Annotated in this window: 15 protein-coding genes and 2 pseudogenes; all 17 read right to left on the bottom strand. The window is 55.4% G+C overall.

From position 1 onward, the window contains the following. Nucleotides 1–216: 216 nt before the first annotated feature. The gene (locus C3406_RS04790) at nucleotides 217–2,445 is read right to left on the bottom strand and encodes a pyocin knob domain-containing S74 family peptidase (protein ID WP_103823791.1); all 2,229 of its coding nucleotides are present in this window, start codon (nucleotides 2,443–2,445) and stop codon (nucleotides 217–219) included. A gap of 78 nt (nucleotides 2,446–2,523) precedes the next feature. Continuing rightward, nucleotides 2,524–3,186 (bottom strand): hypothetical protein, encoded by a 663-nt coding sequence (locus C3406_RS04785; RefSeq protein ID WP_233210536.1) that lies wholly within the window; start codon nucleotides 3,184–3,186, stop codon nucleotides 2,524–2,526. After that, nucleotides 3,186–3,488, bottom strand: coding sequence for a hypothetical protein (locus C3406_RS04780; RefSeq protein ID WP_103823789.1), 303 nt, complete (start codon nucleotides 3,486–3,488; stop codon nucleotides 3,186–3,188). The genes C3406_RS04785 and C3406_RS04780 overlap by 1 nt, the downstream gene beginning before the upstream one ends. Then, nucleotides 3,488–6,892 (bottom strand): annotated as a pseudogene (locus tag C3406_RS04775) (TipJ family phage tail tip protein). Before C3406_RS04775 ends, C3406_RS04780 begins: the two are co-directional and overlap by 1 nt. 52 nt (nucleotides 6,893–6,944) lie before the next feature. After that, a complete protein-coding gene (locus tag C3406_RS04770) occupies nucleotides 6,945–7,571 on the bottom strand; it encodes a tail assembly protein (protein WP_103823788.1) in 627 nt (208 codons plus the stop codon). Beyond that, the gene (locus tag C3406_RS04765) at nucleotides 7,549–8,295 is read right to left on the bottom strand and encodes a C40 family peptidase (protein ID WP_103823787.1); all 747 of its coding nucleotides are present in this window, start codon (nucleotides 8,293–8,295) and stop codon (nucleotides 7,549–7,551) included. Before C3406_RS04765 ends, C3406_RS04770 begins: the two co-directional genes overlap by 23 nt. Before the next feature lie 2 nt (nucleotides 8,296–8,297). Next, the gene (locus C3406_RS04760) at nucleotides 8,298–9,035 is read right to left on the bottom strand and encodes a phage minor tail protein L (protein ID WP_103823786.1); all 738 of its coding nucleotides are present in this window, start codon (nucleotides 9,033–9,035) and stop codon (nucleotides 8,298–8,300) included. Between the two features lie 57 nt (nucleotides 9,036–9,092). Continuing rightward, nucleotides 9,093–9,431: a phage tail protein gene (locus tag C3406_RS04755; protein WP_103823785.1), complete on the bottom strand. Its 339-nt coding sequence runs from the start codon at nucleotides 9,429–9,431 to the stop codon at nucleotides 9,093–9,095. A 2-nt stretch (nucleotides 9,432–9,433) separates the two neighbouring features. Further along, nucleotides 9,434–11,929, bottom strand: coding sequence for a phage tail tape measure protein (locus tag C3406_RS04750; protein ID WP_103823784.1), 2,496 nt, complete (start codon nucleotides 11,927–11,929; stop codon nucleotides 9,434–9,436). Next, a pseudogene (locus C3406_RS04745) lies at nucleotides 11,913–12,239 on the bottom strand (phage tail assembly protein T); the annotation flags it as partial. The pseudogene C3406_RS04745 and the gene C3406_RS04750, both read right to left, overlap by 17 nt. Continuing rightward, entirely contained in the window at nucleotides 12,236–12,649 is a 414-nt protein-coding gene (gene gpG / locus C3406_RS04740; protein WP_103823782.1) for a phage tail assembly chaperone G, read from the bottom strand. The gene gpG and the pseudogene C3406_RS04745, both read right to left, overlap by 4 nt. A 35-nt stretch (nucleotides 12,650–12,684) precedes the next feature. After that, the gene (locus C3406_RS04735) at nucleotides 12,685–13,422 is read right to left on the bottom strand and encodes a phage tail protein (RefSeq protein WP_103823781.1); all 738 of its coding nucleotides are present in this window, start codon (nucleotides 13,420–13,422) and stop codon (nucleotides 12,685–12,687) included. A 7-nt stretch (nucleotides 13,423–13,429) separates the two neighbouring features. Beyond that, complete coding sequence (locus tag C3406_RS04730) at nucleotides 13,430–13,828, bottom strand: phage minor tail U family protein (protein ID WP_103823780.1); 399 nt, start codon at nucleotides 13,826–13,828, stop codon at nucleotides 13,430–13,432. Next, nucleotides 13,825–14,379: a phage tail protein gene (locus tag C3406_RS04725; protein ID WP_103823779.1), complete on the bottom strand. Its 555-nt coding sequence runs from the start codon at nucleotides 14,377–14,379 to the stop codon at nucleotides 13,825–13,827. The genes C3406_RS04730 and C3406_RS04725 overlap by 4 nt, the downstream gene beginning before the upstream one ends. 9 nt (nucleotides 14,380–14,388) lie before the next feature. Next, entirely contained in the window at nucleotides 14,389–14,742 is a 354-nt protein-coding gene (locus C3406_RS04720) for a head-tail joining protein (RefSeq protein ID WP_103823778.1), read from the bottom strand. Nucleotides 14,743–14,753: 11 nt separating this feature from the next. Further along, the gene (gpFI, locus tag C3406_RS04715; protein ID WP_103823777.1) at nucleotides 14,754–15,167 is read right to left on the bottom strand and encodes a DNA-packaging protein FI; all 414 of its coding nucleotides are present in this window, start codon (nucleotides 15,165–15,167) and stop codon (nucleotides 14,754–14,756) included. Nucleotides 15,168–15,213: 46 nt separating this feature from the next. Then, nucleotides 15,214–16,239 carry a major capsid protein gene (locus C3406_RS04710; RefSeq protein ID WP_103823776.1) on the bottom strand — a complete coding sequence of 342 codons (1,026 nt, stop codon included), beginning with the start codon at nucleotides 16,237–16,239 and terminating at the stop codon, nucleotides 15,214–15,216. Nucleotides 16,240–16,247: the final 8 nt, after the last annotated feature.

Below are 16,247 nucleotides of genomic sequence, written 5' to 3'. Positions count from 1 at the left end.
TGCCCCGCCGCAAAGGGGGATTCACCTTCATTAAAGGTAGATGATTTTAAACGAAGTGTTGATGCTACCTACCTAAAGTAATGGCTGATGCTGCCGATATGTTAACGACCTGCGTCATGAGCGCGGGATTGATAACAAAACTAAGGGATTTGTGCCCGTTCCCGTACGGGCTATTTTTTCACCCTTTAGAGAGTTCGCAAATGCGGTTGATGATAATTACTGCTGAACATCTGGTTGTTCTTCCGCCCCCTGCGGATTTAGTTCCTTTTCCAGAGCTTCCACCTTAGCGTTAAGCTCCTTAATAGCCTGGAGGCACAGGGCAACCACACCAGAATACTCAACCGTGTAACTGCGTTTTGTCTCGTCGCGAGCCTTAATGAGTCTGGTTACTTTCACCGTGCGCTTAACAGTCACAGGGCGATAAACCGTGATTGTGTTGCCCTCCTCGTCCTTCTCTTCGAAAGGCTGTTGCTCCTCGAATTCTTGCTCTTCTTCGAATTCACCATATTCATCGCGATCATCAAATACTGAGCCAATAGATTCTGGCAGGACATCCATCAGCTCCTGAGCAATAATCCCGGCAGACGGGGCTCCGGTATCTTTCCAGTTAAATGTCACCCCATTAAGGGATAGTACTTTATCCAATGCGTTATCTATCGGCTTGATATCAGTTTTTTTGTCTGCATCTGATGTTTGGGTAAGTGACACGCAAATAACATTTCTTGAGGCGTTGAAATCGCCAGCAGTATTAAATTGAAAATACTTTGACGTCCCATTCATATCAGTCTGGATCGTGATATTTCCGCTCTGCTCTTGATACACTCTCGCATAAGCAAGATTATTACCTTGCCCGGCCATAAAAGTAAGGAATGCAGGCCAGCCACCAGATGGATTAGTAGATCTTATATTGAGGTTTTGCCCCTCGATCGAAAACGTTCCTGTGATGACCCCTCCAGATTTACCGTCTACCGTCCCCAGCCTTGAGTCATTGCCCTGCGCCACAGTTCCGGCAGCAGTGCCATAGGCAACACCCAGAGCCGTTCTTGCTCCTGCAGCCGTTGGCTGCCCAGTGCCGCCGTTAGCGATCGGGATTACAGTAGAAGGGTCGCTATTGAAGTTTTGCGAGACGGTAAAAGTTCTTGAACCTTTAGCGCCAACTATCACGACTGTATGATCATATCTATAAACGGCAGTGGGTGATTGTGATGTAATTCGGACAACAAACCTGTTTGAGGTAGTTCGAGCAATAAGGCAGTCAATTGCAACGATATCCCCAGCCGGGTTTTTAAGCTCTGGCGGCGCATTTAGCCATCCAGTAACGTTAGCTAATTGTATCTGCCCGGAAACAAAATCTGCCTGCTGCCAGTCAAACGCTGTTGCAGAACCCTGGCTGGCGACACCGACACCAATCGCCGCCATCGCATCAGCTCCAAGCAAGCGCCAACCGTAAGCGTCACCGCCTGGATACCAAGTGACAGAAGTCCAGTTTGTAGCTGCATCTGGTTGCCCCCTGCGCTCATAAATCCCAGCGCCAGTAAACAGAATCTGCGCCAACCCCATGATTGCGCCGCCAGTCCTGCGCAATGACATTAGAATCGCATTATTCTGTCCTGCCGAAAGCCCTACAGGAGAGTCTGTACGCACACCTGAAAGGATATAGGTCTTATTCTGCGAGAATGCCGCGTAATCTGAGAGCGTTGTAACCGAAGCTGGTAGCACCGTCGTTGAACTTAAGCCACCAACCTCGTTCCACTCTGACCACGATGGACTTGCCGCATTCCACGCGGCAGTAAGCCAGCGGATGTAAAACTTACCACCATCGGTAGTATATCGCTGTGTGCAGTTATTACGCCCACCAGCGAATACTTCTAACACGCCGCGCTCAGCCACCGGATACCCGTTCGCCATGTCAGCCGCGGTCACACTTACGCTGGACTGGCCCCATACGCCGGTATAGGCCGAAGTTGGCCCGAAGTTGTTAAGGTTGGAACTAGCCGGGATGCCGCCGCGCCATTGCATCGCAGAATTCACCAGCCCAGAAATCTTCGACCATGACGGGCCGGGTACCGGACGCCCCGCAGGTGTGCCGTCAGGGAGCGTAACAGTAATATCACCAGTGCCAGTATAGAAAGCCTGCCAGTTCGCGTTCTCCTGCAGCACCCGGCGCACCGACTCGGCAGTTTGAGCAGCCAGGGAAGCGGTAATGCGGTTGAGCGTCAGCTGCGGGACAGCAACCCAGGCCAGCCCGGAAGTTGTCGGCCCGGTGAATGGGTCGGTCAGTGTAAGAGCGGTATTACTCGTCACGGCATCAACAAATAGCGTGAAGAATATACCCCCGACCGTTGCGGTAATAACGTCGCCGGTTTTCAAATCTGAGGTGAAGGCAGTGCCGGTACCGACTACTGCAGTAGAGCCGTTAGTAAGCTTGATTGTGCCTGCGGACATATTTGCTCCATAAAAAAACCCAGCCGGAGCTGGGTTCTGTATTCGAATAAAATTGAGGGAGAGGATTACTGTTCTGGATTAATCGTATGCTGCGGTATTAATGGCGGTTATTGTCCTGCCCGTATTGGTGCCACCTGCACCACTACCCTGGCCGATCTCGTTCCCCTGAGCATTAATTCTCGTCGTGCTGCCGTTGTACATTGCGCCAGCGTAACCCGTAACGCTGATGATGACAGGCTGGCCCTGAACCATTACCTGGTACAAAGCAGAGCCAAGGATCGTTGGGGCGACGGCATAAGAACCATTCAGCGTTTGATCGATGTTAATGCCCCCGCCAGCGCCGACAGTCCCTATGGTCACCAGATCGCTAAGTACCCGGCTTTCATTCGTCAGCACCAGCTTTCCTTGCGCATCCCACACCGCCAAACCCCAGGCGGGCTTTGTTTGCGGGAAGATGGCAAACACATAAACGGTCAGCGTGTGCGCGTAACCGTTCGGACTCCCGGACCCTGCCCGGATAACTCCGCCGACGCGAGTGGCGGAAACGGTGGCGTAGTTGGATGTCTTGCAAAACACTATCGCCGGATAGCTCGGGTCAATCGGAATATCAACGTTTGCTACCTGAGCAGCGCCGGAAGCCGACGAGCCAACCTCAACCCGCTGATACAGGCAAAACGGCGTTGATTGCGGGGTGACAAAGGGGTTCCCATTTTCCAGAGAGATCATTGCACCGTAAGCCATTATGCCCTCACCATAAACACGATAAGCTCACACTGGGACGCGGCATAGTTGCCAATCCCTATCGCTGACGCTGGCGATACGGTGATGGTGTTCCCGGATGCCTCAATGTGACGGCCAACAGTCGTGCCGCCAGCATCAAGCGATATTACAAAGCCAACTTTCATCCCCGCAGGCACCGTATAAGACCAGCTACCGGAAGTTTGTCCGGAAGCCAGCGGGATTGTTCCAAGCACTGAGACTGGCTTGATCCCGTAGTTGTTAGGACGCCCTGCGGCGTCCCATGTCTGAACACCAAATGCCATCAGAATACTCCGTCGAGATAACCGATCTGGACCCGCAAAACGCCGTTTGAGTCCTTCACTGAAATTTTCTGGTTGGTCTGCCGCATCGACCCTTGTCCCGCCACCGATCCGTTGTTTTCGAAAACGCCCCCTTTATCCAGTCGCCAGCCAACCGAGCCGGAAACGTAGTTATTTGACTGGATATAGCCTGCAATCATGGCGCTTGTGATCGTTCCATCCTGGATGAATGCACTGTTCAGGAAGACCTGGCCGCCGACGATAGCGAACGGCGAGTACATATTTGCGGTTCCGTTGCCGGACAGCATCACGAACTCGTTGGCATTGATCGCAACACGGGTGGAAATGGCATTACCGTTTGCAATGACCGCAACGCTTATCCCGGCGTCATAGTAATTGCCGTTATATTTCACCCCAGCCTTCAGGGTATAGATTGCATTGGCACTGGTCGCATCTGCGTAAGCCGTCATCTTCTCGTTGATGGCTGACTGCTGATCCGAAAACTTAGCCGTCACCTGCTGCTGGTATTGCGCGAAAGCCTGGTCAGCGCTGGCCTGCGCCTGCTGAATGGTGGTGATACTGCTGTTCACGCCCCTGAAGTCAACCGCCACAGTGAGTTGATATTCAGCAAAAGCTTTATCAGCAGTTGCCTGCGCAGTTTTAACCTCATAAATCTCTGCTGCATTATCGGCAAACTGAACAGCAACCAGCTCCTGGAACTGCGCAAACGCCTGGTTAGCATCAGCAATCAGGATCTGTGCATTTGAGATTTCCGCATACGCCGAGCCGAACTGCTGGAAGGTGATTTTCGCTCCCTGAATGCCAGACAGGGTGTTTTGCAGGATGCCTGCAATGTTGAAGTCGATTTGCTCCGTTAATGCTTTGCCATCCTCTGCGCTCAGCACCTCGTCTTTGATGGCATCCAGATAATCGCTGGCCTGATCGCTGGACATGCCTCGCACCCAGTATGTCCAGTCTGATTGGTTACCAATCCGATCAACAAGGCGCGCACGGTACCACTGACTGACGCCCGCCCGCATTGGCCCATGCTGGTAATGTGTCGCCGGGTACGGTACCAGCGCCAGTAACAGGGGGTTAGCCTTGTCATCCGTTGTGGATCTTTGTATTTCCGTATATGCCGTATCACCTGAACCATCAGGGAAGGACCAGGTAAGATCGATATTCCATATCACGTTGTCGGATGCGAGCAAATTCTCTGGCGTACCGGGGCGGCCCGCTTTCCCGGTGAGATGGGTAGTATCGGCATAGCCCCAGGGGGAAGAGCTTTCCTGGGCGTTCAGGGCCCGTACGCGCACATCATAACTTCCGGAATAAATTCCCTGCACAGAGAAACCCTGTGCGCTACTCACCGGAACGTTTATCCAGTCGCCATTATCCTTGCGCCACTGCGCCTGGTACCGGATAGCACCATCCACCCTGTCCCAGGAAGCATTCATGGTGGCAACGGTAAGCCCCTGCTCGATGTGGTCTGTTTCGGTGAGGATGATGTTTTTCGGTGCCGGCAGAACGCTTACGGGCGTGACGGTGACTGGCGCTGGGGTAATGCGCACACCGTCATCGATATAGCGGTATTTATTCGGGTCATGCTGAACTGCGGTGATCGTGAAACCACCGTTGCTGTCGTCGTTCGCCCGGATGGAGGTCACACGAAAATACTGGATAGCCAGGTTGTCGCTGTCTATGGCCCACACTGCACCGGACTCAGGCGGCAGCCTGAAGGGGGTGGTGACCGTCACCGTCTGTTTGTCCGCGCTGACGGACGCGATTGTCCGCGTCTGCGCCTTGCCGTCCGGCAGGTTGACCACCAGGCGGTCACCAGCAGTGTAGTCAGCAGGACGATCAAGCGTGACATTACGCCCGCTCACCGCCCGGATACGTCCGCCGTTCTGCTTACCGGCACGGAACGGATCCGCGATACCGATAATTTCTGCAGGCAGGGGGATATAACCGTCCAGCCCCACGCCAAATGACACCGTTCCGTCGCGCGCATTAGACAGCAGCGCCCAGCGGCCCCGGCGGTGCGCTTCACTCTGGGATGTGCAGCCAATCGCCGTCATCGACATCTGGTTGACCTTGTACCGCTTCACCAGGTCGGAATCGTAGACACTCTCAACCGTGTCGCTGTAATGGTTCTGAGGGTCAGACCAGGACACCAGAGCAGACGAGTAGCGGTTTTTGTAGCTGCCGCCGCCGTAGGTAAACAACCCGTCGATCACGTTCGAGGCATGGTAGGTAAAATCAACCTCATCCTGCGGCACATCCGCGCGCACGTAAATCTGGTCGTTGCCCCAGAAGGTAATCCCCCGGAATATCGCTGCCAGATCGCTGAGAACGGTGTAGGCGTCCTGCTGGCTCTAAATGTAAACGTTGCAGGTGAATCGCGGCTCGGTACCACCCGCCCCGTTCGACGCCTTCTGGTCACAGTACTGCGCAATGGCGTACAACTCCCACTTATCGATCATGCCTGCATCGATGCGGGTACCCATGCCGTAAATCTCATCCAGCACCAGATCGTAAAATACCCAGGCCGGGTTGTTGGTGTAGGCCATTTTGAAGCCACCGGACCAGGTACCGCTGTAGGTGCGCGTAACCGGATCGTAGGAGTCCGGCACGCGTACCAGTTTCCCCTTCGGCCTGCAGGTCACCTTCGGCGCGCCACTGGTAAACTGGCTGGCATCGACCTCGATATACAGCAGCGCCGTATTGGGATAGCGTAACTTGCTGTCGATCACCTCAGCAAACGAGAACACCTTGAAGGCGTTTATCAGTTTTGAGTTCCCGATGGAATCAGGCGTGATACGACGTACCCGCACAGCCCAGCCAGTAGTGGCCGCTGGCAGATCAATGCGGATATCGCGCTGGTATTCCGTGGTTGTCTTTCCGTCGAATTTGCCGTTAACCACTGTCTGCCAGGCAGCACCATCAGTCGAGAGATCAACGGCGTACTCCGTGACCGTCCCGACCATGTCGCCGTTGTCTTTATAGGTGTACTGTACAGGCAGGCTCAGCTTAATACGCACGGCATCCAGCATCAGGTTAGAGAACTGGCGTGTCCACGGCGCGGTGGTGGTCACTGTCACGTTTGCCGACATTTCGTTGTCGACTTCCGGCAATCCCTGAATGTAGTCCTGATCCTGAGTGCCCGGGCGAAAATCCCATTTCACGCCGGTGAAGTTGTAGCTGCCGTCGGCGTTCGCCAGCGGGGTGTCGTTAAGGAAGATGTTCTGTGCCGTCAGCTCGCCCTGGATTTCACCTTCAGCGATCGCCAGCAGCATTTTTAATTTTGCTGTCGACAGCAGGTCATCCGGATCTTCAACAGGGGTATGCTGTTTAGCGCCACCGCCTTTACGTCCCTGAATAAGGGTTTCATCTTCGAGAAGTCGCATATTTCACCCATAAAAAAAGCCACCCGGAGGTGGCCTGAAGCTGCAATAAAATTTACTGCTGGTCGCTGGAGAAGATCCCCGCGCTGATGACTGCCCCGCCGATCTCGCGCTCGCCAAAAAACACGGGGACCGGATAACCCACAGCCACGGTATTCACCGGCGCGCCAAAGGCGTAATTGGGTTTATTGTCTGTACTGGACGAGGCACCGACGTTGTATTTCGGCTGGGGTGTCAGCATCTGCACTACGCCGCCAAGCGACATAGACAGACCGATCCCGGCAAGGGCAGTAGACGAGGCAGTTACTGCTGCAGCGCTGATTCCGTTTGCAGCTGCCCACGCAGAAAAAGAAGCACCCGCGGTAAAATACGCGGCCACGAGCGCCACTGCTCCGATAACGATCTGCAGCACGCCGCCGCGCTTTGAACCTTCGGTAATGGCCGAAATACGGTACACCGCACCACCGCGGCTCATCTCAAACTCGTCAAGACCAATATTGTTTTTGTCATTGAAGAAGGCAAAGCGGATCCCTTTCATATGCCCTTCTGACAGGTAGCGTTTAAAACCGGGAACCTGGCTGCACATGGCCCGCAGCATCTCGCGCAGATCCTCAACGTGAAATTGGTGTTCGCGCCCGAACTTTTTCGCCATGCGGCCTTCAAGAATCAGTGTTTTCAGCATTCATTAGCTTCCTGTGCCGGACCACACGAACGGTGCGGTCGCGGTAATACTTGCCGTACGGCACCCGGGCAGAGAGGCTGCCGAAATTATGGTGCAGTATGATGTTTTCCTGGTGCTCGTGATGACCGAGGTAAACAGCCGCGTGATTGGTTACCTGCGCCTGTATGCGCATCATGATCATATCGCCGGGACGCATATCAGCAGGGTCCACCTGGATAAAGCCTTCTACCTCCCAGTTATCGTCGTAGCGATTTTCGCCCTGCTCCCACCACTCGTACGGTACCGAGTAATCACCCAAGGTAATGCCGTGCTCACGCTGAAACCACTCACGGATCAGTGACCAGCAGTCAGCAAATCCCAGCACCCAGCGCCGCCCGGCGTAGTCCCGGTCCTCACGGGGTGCCAGCGTGCAAAAATCACCGTCCGGCCAGCTCATGATGCCCCATTCCACCCCGGACCAGTCGCACTGCACCCTGTCCATTTCGGACGGCACAAGCTGCACCACATCAGGATGCGAGTGGATAATCATAATGATTTCGCCCTGTTCCGATGCTGCCAGCTTATCCTCCGGCGAGATCGTGAAGGCCTCAGTGGGCGTGGCTGAAATATTCCGGCACGGAATGTACTGCTGCGCCCGTCCGGCCTGCACCACCACGCCGCAAGCCTCGTTCGGATATTCCTCAGCGACGTGGGCGCGGATCGCATCCATCAGTTTTTTTCGCATGGTTATTTGCCCTGAAGGTTTGCCGCCGGGAAGCCGCCAAACGGCAGCGGGTTACCCGTCCCGAACCGCGCTTCGCAGTCCTGCATCTGGCCGCCGCACATATCCAGCGCCGGGTTATTCGTAGGGGTGCCATCCTTGAGAAAATAACGGTTCCCGTTGTAGTCGCATCCGGTACCAGTTCGGTACCAGCCGCGCGTGCACCAGGTGCAGACCGGCGTGATCTGACGGGTGGGCAACTGCAGGTTCTGGATGTCAAAGGGTGAGCAGAGTTCAAAGTCGACCTGCACCCGCGTTTCAGCTGTTTTGGCGTTAACGTAAAAAAGCTGCACGCGCTCGTCCGCCGGGCTGGCGTTCGGGTTGCCGGCTGTCCAGTTGGCTGCGTCGAGGTATTTCGCCAGCGTGGTGTGGATCTTCACCTTTGCCCTCGCCAGATCGTCATACTCGAGGCACAGCGCCGTCACATAGTTGCCGACGTTCGACACGGAAAGCGTGGGTGTGGGCTGCGCCCCGGTGCTGGACAGCTCCAGACCTTTCAGCTCGTAAGGGTAAGGGTCGTACTGCTGACCCTGCCAGATAATGGCAGGGAGGTTGTCAGCCGCGAATGCAGCCCAGCCTGCAGTAGCAATATTGTGGGCATGAAAGCGCAGCACGGTATCCATGCCAAATTCGGTGCCGTCTATTTCGATCAGCTGGACTAACTGGCCCGGTTCCAGCTGCTGTATATCCTGCGTGAAACTCATATTCGCCCCATAAAAAAACCGCCCGGAGGCGGTCAGTCATTCTGGATTTGAAGATATTCAGGGAGCAAAGGACTGCTCGAACGTGAACGCTACTGTCGCTTTTTTTCCGGAGGGGAATGAAACACTGAAGGAATCAGCCTTCATCCGGTAGAGCTTCTTCTCCCCCCAGGGGTTCGTCCACCAGAACGATTTAGTGATGTGCGACATAAGAAACGCACGCAGCACTGCGGCCTCGCTTCGTGTTCCCGTCCAGTCAAGATCCCAGACTTCAGACCTGTCATTGATCCCCATCCCGGCGACCTGTTTATACCCGTCGCCAAACTGGGACTGAAGCGCACGGGCGCTTTCCGTTCCCCGAACTGTTTTACGGGTGCGCCAGCTGAATGTGTCTGTCACTGCTATCTCCTTGGGTAAAGTACACCACCCGGCCCCATCTCCTTTTTAAGCCGGTCGGTGATGGTCTGCTGAACAATGCCCTGAAGCTGCCGCGCCGTTCCGATAGTGTCCGCCTGGCTGGACTCGCCACCTCCCTCCTGACTGATACTGACCGGCGCATAGACGCTGATCCCCCCCGTGGCCGCAGCGGGCATACTGCCGCCACCCACCAGTCCGCCGGACGCGTAACCGCGCATCATGCTGTACAGATTCCCCACCCCGATCCGGCTGGTCGCCTCTTTGGTAAAAACGAACTCTCCGCGATGAACCACCCCGGCAGGTTCATATTTACCGCCCGATCCGGTATAGCCGCCTCCGGCAAATCCGATAGCCGAACTGACAGCGCCCACGATCCCTACTCCCGCCTGTTTAAGGGCAATTTGCGCCAGCATCGAAAGCGTTGAGCGGGTGAAGTCCCCCCACTTTGCTTTACCGGTGGTAAGCATGTCGGCAAGGTTTTGCGTCATTCCGTCAAAGGTGCTGGCCGCGATATTTTTCACCTGGCCGTACGCGTCACCCGCAGAATCGGCGTAATCAGCCCAGGCGGATTTCCCCCCAGACAGCCAGTCACCGCGCATTTTATCCTGTTCCTGATAATATCCCTGTAGCGCCTGCAGCTCTTTCTGGTAGCCCTGATCTTTTTCAGATCCGCCGCCATTTTTCCAGCCCTGTAGTAACTGAGCCTCTTCATTGCGCCGCTGTGCCGCACGACTGCTCATCCCCGCGCTTTCCGCCAGCGCCCGGGTTTTCTCACCCATCTGGGTAACATATTTTTGCGATGTGTCCTGCAGACGGTTGAGGCGCTCCTGCGTGATGATCTGGTCACCCAGTTTTGCATTGATTTCAGCCTGAGCGAGCACCTTATCCTTGCTGGCAAGCAGGGACTTTTCATCTTCCGTCAGCGCCCGGGTTCTGGCAGCCTGCTCAAGGATCGTAAATCTGGCCTGTTCTTTCCACAACTGCTGGCGCTGCTGGCTAATCGTGTCATTGATATCACTGTGCTGACGCAAAACCTCAAGCTGCGTCTGCAACTCCAGTGTCTGCGCACTGGTGCTGTCGGTGAGTTTTGCGCCTCCAGGCGTTCTGCCTTTCGTCGGTTTTTTCAGGGAGTCCTCGTACTCCTTTTTGGCCGCCGCCATGTTGATGTTGTAATCCGCCTGCAGGATCCGCCCATCTTTCAGAGCCTTATTCAGCTCATTCTGTCGTGAGGTGTATTTCTCCAGCGCTGACTGCGTTTTAGAGTAATTAGACTGCGCCTGTGCAGCATATTTCTGACGATCAGATTCCGCTACCGCTTCGCGGGAGGCATTCGCCTCATTCGCTTTGGAATTCCCCGCCTGCTGCTGCGCCATGTCCAGCGCCAGCCTGGCCGTTTCGCGGTCATTCCAGAACCGCGCGCGTGCTTCATCATTTACATAACGGTCATCCTTTCGCAGGTTCCAGATTTCATCGGCCTTTTTGAAAGCGGCTTCTGCTTTTGTCACCATTTCCTGCGCGGTATCAGGCCGACCAACATCAAGCGCCGCATCCCACATCGACTTAAACGCGCGTTTCAGCGTATCGGCAGCAGTTTCAATCGACCCCATATTTTCCCGTATGGATTTGGTCTGATCGTTGAAACCGGCGGTGGCCGCGTCGTTTGCCGCCTTAAGTGCCCCGGCTTCATCACCGGCACGCTGCAGCTGGGCAACATGTGCTATCTGCTCGGCGGTGACGTTGTGAAATTGCTGGGCCATTGCAATGAGCCCGGATGTCGGGTCAGTTGTCAGCTTGCCATACGCAGCGGCAACCTTATCGACTGGTACACCCGATGCTCCGGTGAAGCGGGCAACGGCCTGGCTCATGTCGTCAAAATGGGCACCGGCACGCACGCCAGCGTTGATCAGCTCCGTCAGTGCCTTGCTCGTCTGATTAAACGTAAGACCGGCGGACTGGCCGCTTCGCGCCAGCGTGAGCATCCGATCGGCAGTCAGCCCCGAAGCGTTACCGGAGAGCACCAGTGTTTTGTTGAAATCGGAGAGTGTGGACGACCCGGCATACCAGGTATACAACAGCGCCCCCGTCGCTGAAGAGAGCGCCCCAATACCAAGCATAACCGGCGAGATAGATCCCAACAGCGCACGAAACGTTGGAATAACCCCGCCAAAGGAGTCTTTAACCTGTCCGCCCTGCTGGAGCAGGATCAGCCACGGGCTCTGGCCGCCCGCCAGCTGCGTGGCGATATCGGTGAACTGCGCCGGGAGCATGCGCATCGCCGCGGTATACTGGCCGACAGAGATGCCTGCCTTGCGGGCAGCGCTCTCCTGACGGCTGAATGACTGCTGGATCCGCAAAGCAGAATCGTTCGCCGCGTCTCCCGTTTGCCTGAATTCTTTTTTGACATAGTTGATCTGCTCGTTAAATTTCGTCGAGTTGACGTCAAGATTAACGACCAGATCACCGACTGCCGTCTGGGCCATAGCGCATACCTCCAGAAATACCTTCCGCCTTCGCCATCAGCGCATCGTCGTCCGGTTCTGCTACATCAACGGGTTCAGATACAGGTGAAAGAATGCTGAAACTGGCAGGCGTCAGCTCCGGGTCGGCAAAAAACAGGGTTGAAATGGTGTAGAGCAGGCCGGAGAAATGGGCGTCCAGCTGCGCATCATGAAAGAAATTATCCCGGTAGAAGATTTTCCAGTCGCCATACTCCGAAGAGGACATGCCAGCAAGCATGGCGCGCCAGTCAGGGCGACCGAACTCACGCGCCAGTTTCAGGACAAACGTCAGCTCACTGGCGAGGGCTTTTCCGCCGTAACAGGCTCTGCAGGTTCGCTGATGCCAACCTGCGGATCCTCCAGCTGCGGTTCAATCATGCCGGAGAGGAGTTTCACCTTAAAATCCGCTTCAGCAATAAGCTCCGTCGGCCAGGTCTGCAGGACTTCATCCTGAATTTTCGTCACTTCCGCCGGCGCGCCCTCAGGAAGCGTACCTTTCACCGTATGACCATGCCAGAGCGACAACGCCACCAGGTAAGCACCATTTTTCACGGTGAGGGTGATAGCGGTCTGGAAATCATCTTCTTCAACCGCTTCCAGATTTTTCAGGTATTCGAGGTGTTCAATGCGCTGCAGCGCGGACAGCTGGTACAGCGTCACGCTGCTGCCGTTATGCTCGAGCGGTTCAGTTTTAAGAAACATATTTACTCCGGAGTACGGGGCTCACGCCCCGGGATTCAGGAAACGGTCACCTTGCAGATTGCCGCAAAGTTACCGCTATTGGTCATGACAATAATTTCAACGGTCCCCGCCGCCACGCCGGTGACGGTCACCGTTGAACCACTGACCGACACTGTTGCTTTCGACGGATCAGAAGTGGCCACGCGGAAGGATGCATCTGAAGCGCTGGCTGGCAGGACCGTCACTGCCAGTTGCGTGGTCGCACCGACAGCGACCGCTGCAGTGGATTTATCCAGGCTGATACCCGTCACGCCAATTACCGCAGTACCGCTGTCTTCTGCCAGAGAGGGTTTGCCGTTATTGGTGATCTTTGCCGTTCGGGTCATCACTTCTTTAGCCGAAACGGTCTTCCCAAGGCTGCTCACCCAGCCTTTAAAGACATCGACGGCGCCATTCGGGTATTTGATTTTGTATCCTTTAACCGTGCCGTCATCGAACCAGTTTACCAGGTCCTGCTGACCGCTTTCACCCGGCAGCCATGCCAGAGTAAAACTCGTGTCGCCTGCTGATTTCTGCCCCTGCATGGATGAAGCCCAGTCCGCGTTGTCGTCATCGATATAGGTGTCGTCCTCTGATTCGGCGGTGAGTTCGCCTGGCTGCAGATCCTTGATCTTTGCCAGACGCAGCCAGTTAACATCCGAAAGGGGACTGGCGTAGGGATCGCCGCTCCCGGTGTAAATCCAGAGGGTAGTGCCGGCCCCTTTCGTCGGTGCCAGCGGGTTAGGTGTGGTCATAACGTCCTCACATTTCGTAGGTGATGGAATATTTCAGATCGGCTGAACTCCAGAGTCCGATATCATCATCGCGCTGGTAGTCATAGCCCTGCTGCACCATGTTGGTGATAAGGGATGCAAGCCCCGGGATCTCCGCCAGAACCGGATAAACACGCGCTTCCATCCATTCATCCAGCTCCGAATCAGGCACCTGGGCAGGAAGAAAGACTTCAACATGAAGAGTGGCTTGCCAGATATCGGCATCCAGCTCTTCCCCGGTGTACTCCGCGTCGGTGAGATAAACGGCGACGGCCGGGAAATTTCCCTCTTCGAGCACTGCTGGCCTGCCGTCAAAATAAATGGCGTCAGTACCAATTGCGTTTTCCAGCGCGTCAAGAATCAACTGTCGGATATCACTGTGTTTCATTTTGTCAGAATCAACCTGAGTTGGTTTGTAAGGGATGCCCGGAGCTCTTTGGGCATATCTGAGTCCATGAGCTTCGGCAGCTCAACCTTGAATGCTGTGGTTAAAGGTGCAGCCAGAGGAATGCTGACCACTTCGATCGGATAGCGGGGCTTTGCTGTTCGCCTCATGACATGCCAGCGGCCGTTTTTAAGCTGCTGAATGAATCCGCCCGGGAAACGGAAAGGACCAATGCGCAGCACGCTGTTGGCCCCTTTCTGGTCACGCTTTCTGCGGGAGAGGCGCACGCTGGCGGTACCGAGTTTTATGGCCGGTAAATTGCCGCGGTTAACGCGAATGAATGCTCGCGGCTTTTTGACCGTCGCCCGCCTCACCCTGGCTCTCTGCTTCACCAGCTTTCGTGGGACCCGTGTAGCTTTTGATACAACAGTCACGCTTCTGCTGACGGCCCGGTTTGCCACACGGTTAACAGCCTGCGCTGACGCGCGCGGAACCGCAGTTTTACTGATGCTGTTGAGATTCTCTACCGCCTGCTCAAGGCCTTTAATGGACATGCAGTCTCCTTAACGACGGCGGGTGCCAGCGGGCGGACTCCCATTGCCCAGCCAGATATGACAGGAGCCGCAATCGTCAGGGCCAAGACGATCAACCCAGAATGCCCGCCCGTTAATCATCAGGGTGTCCATGCGTTCCAGCTGCTGAACAGTGGTTGATTTCACAAATAAAGACGGGCTGGTTCCTTCAATCCGGACCCCTGCCCCGGCATAACCAATATTCTCAGGATCATCGAAGACACCCTGAATCGTTACGCCCGACAATGCACCGGACGTCACCATTACATCAGCGCCCATGACGTCGCGAATCGTGTCATCCGCCCGTGACATAGCTGCATCAAAGAGATTTTCAAAATCAGCCACTGTGCCCCCTGTCAGATGTCGCGGACCAGTCCATGTGAAATCAGATAGCCTGCCTCCTTCCCGGTAACGCGGATCGTGACACCAGGCTCCACAATTGATACAGGCTCATTTCGTGCGGCGTGCAAAGCGTCAATATGCAGGGTGACCAGCGTTTCAACCGCCACCAGCTCACCATCACCGGATAAGGTTTCGTCAGTGGTATCGGCTGTTACCGGGGGAACATTTTCGACCGCACCAGCCACAATATCGGCTTCGCCCTGCCCGTTGCTATCGCCCGTAGCAACTCCCCCCCCCTCATCCAGTTCTTCTTCGAGCTCTGCAATACGCATCGACAGCTCCTGGATAGTGCCGCTGGTATTCACGTCGCGGCCAAGCATTTTGCCCAGCTCTTTCAGCCGGGCGATGAGTGTTTCTTTTTCAGTCATGGAAGCTACTCCGAAGAATTGGCCCCGAAGGGCCACCGGGTGGAAGTTACGCGAGTTTGACGGATACAAACTCGTCCGCGTCGGCCAGCAGCATCAGCGGCGCAGACTGGATCATGGTGAATTCACGGGCCGGGTCACCGGTCTGCACCCAGTTTTTCGGATAGCGTGCGGACGCATTAATGCCCTCGCGTTGCGCGTCCACATCCTGGATACAGCCATAGGTACGCAGACCGCGCGCCTGTGTGTTGCCCAGTACCATGGTGTTATCCGGCAGGTAATTCTTCTGCACACCCCCTTCAACGTACTGTCCGGCATACACGACGATTGCCACATCGCCGTACATACCCTTGTAGGAAACCGCCTGACCGAGATCCTTGAGTGCGGTTTCCAGCTCAGAGTTAGAGCCACGGCGGGTATCCAGCTTGTCTTTGACGGCCTTGAAGGAGCGGAACAGTGACCAGCCCTTTGGATCGAACACGATGATGTTGACCACGCCACTGGCATTCACCGCATACGTCTCGATGTCATCGGTCGGATCATAGGTTTCTTTGTCCCGGGTGGACCAGGCTGCAGCACCCGCCTGAACAATGTTGTTTCTGGCGCTGCGCTGCATATCCACCTCCACCGGCTCGAACGCCTCCCCGGTCATGGTATATTTACCGCTAAGCACGGCGGATACGGCCTGCATTTCTTCAACCTGCGCAATCGCCAGCTCTTCATCTTTCATGTTCTGCAGAATGATACGGCGGCGGCGATAGGCAGGATCAGCCAAGTTCTGTGGATCTTCATCCGGCAGGCGACGCAGGGTCATCTGCGGGTTTACTTCGTGCTTCGGCTTGACATAGCCAGGCGTAAATTCTGAAGTTGTACCGCCGCGGGAGCGGATGACCTTGCCGGAAATAACAGGCGAGACATAGAGCGCCATGTTAACCAGGCCCGGGATTTGCGACAGGTAAACCTTCTCAGTGCTGAAGGGATAGCTTTCGCGGAAGAAAATTCGAAGGAAAAGCGGATCGAACTTAAATTTCTTCTCATTGACCGCCAGCAACTGGGCAGTGGTATAAATCGACATAGATTTTT

It is taken from the genome of Leclercia sp. LSNIH8 (genome assembly GCF_002920195.1).
Taxonomy (GTDB): domain Bacteria; phylum Pseudomonadota; class Gammaproteobacteria; order Enterobacterales; family Enterobacteriaceae; genus Enterobacter.
This window is presented reverse-complemented; position numbering and strand designations above follow the sequence as displayed.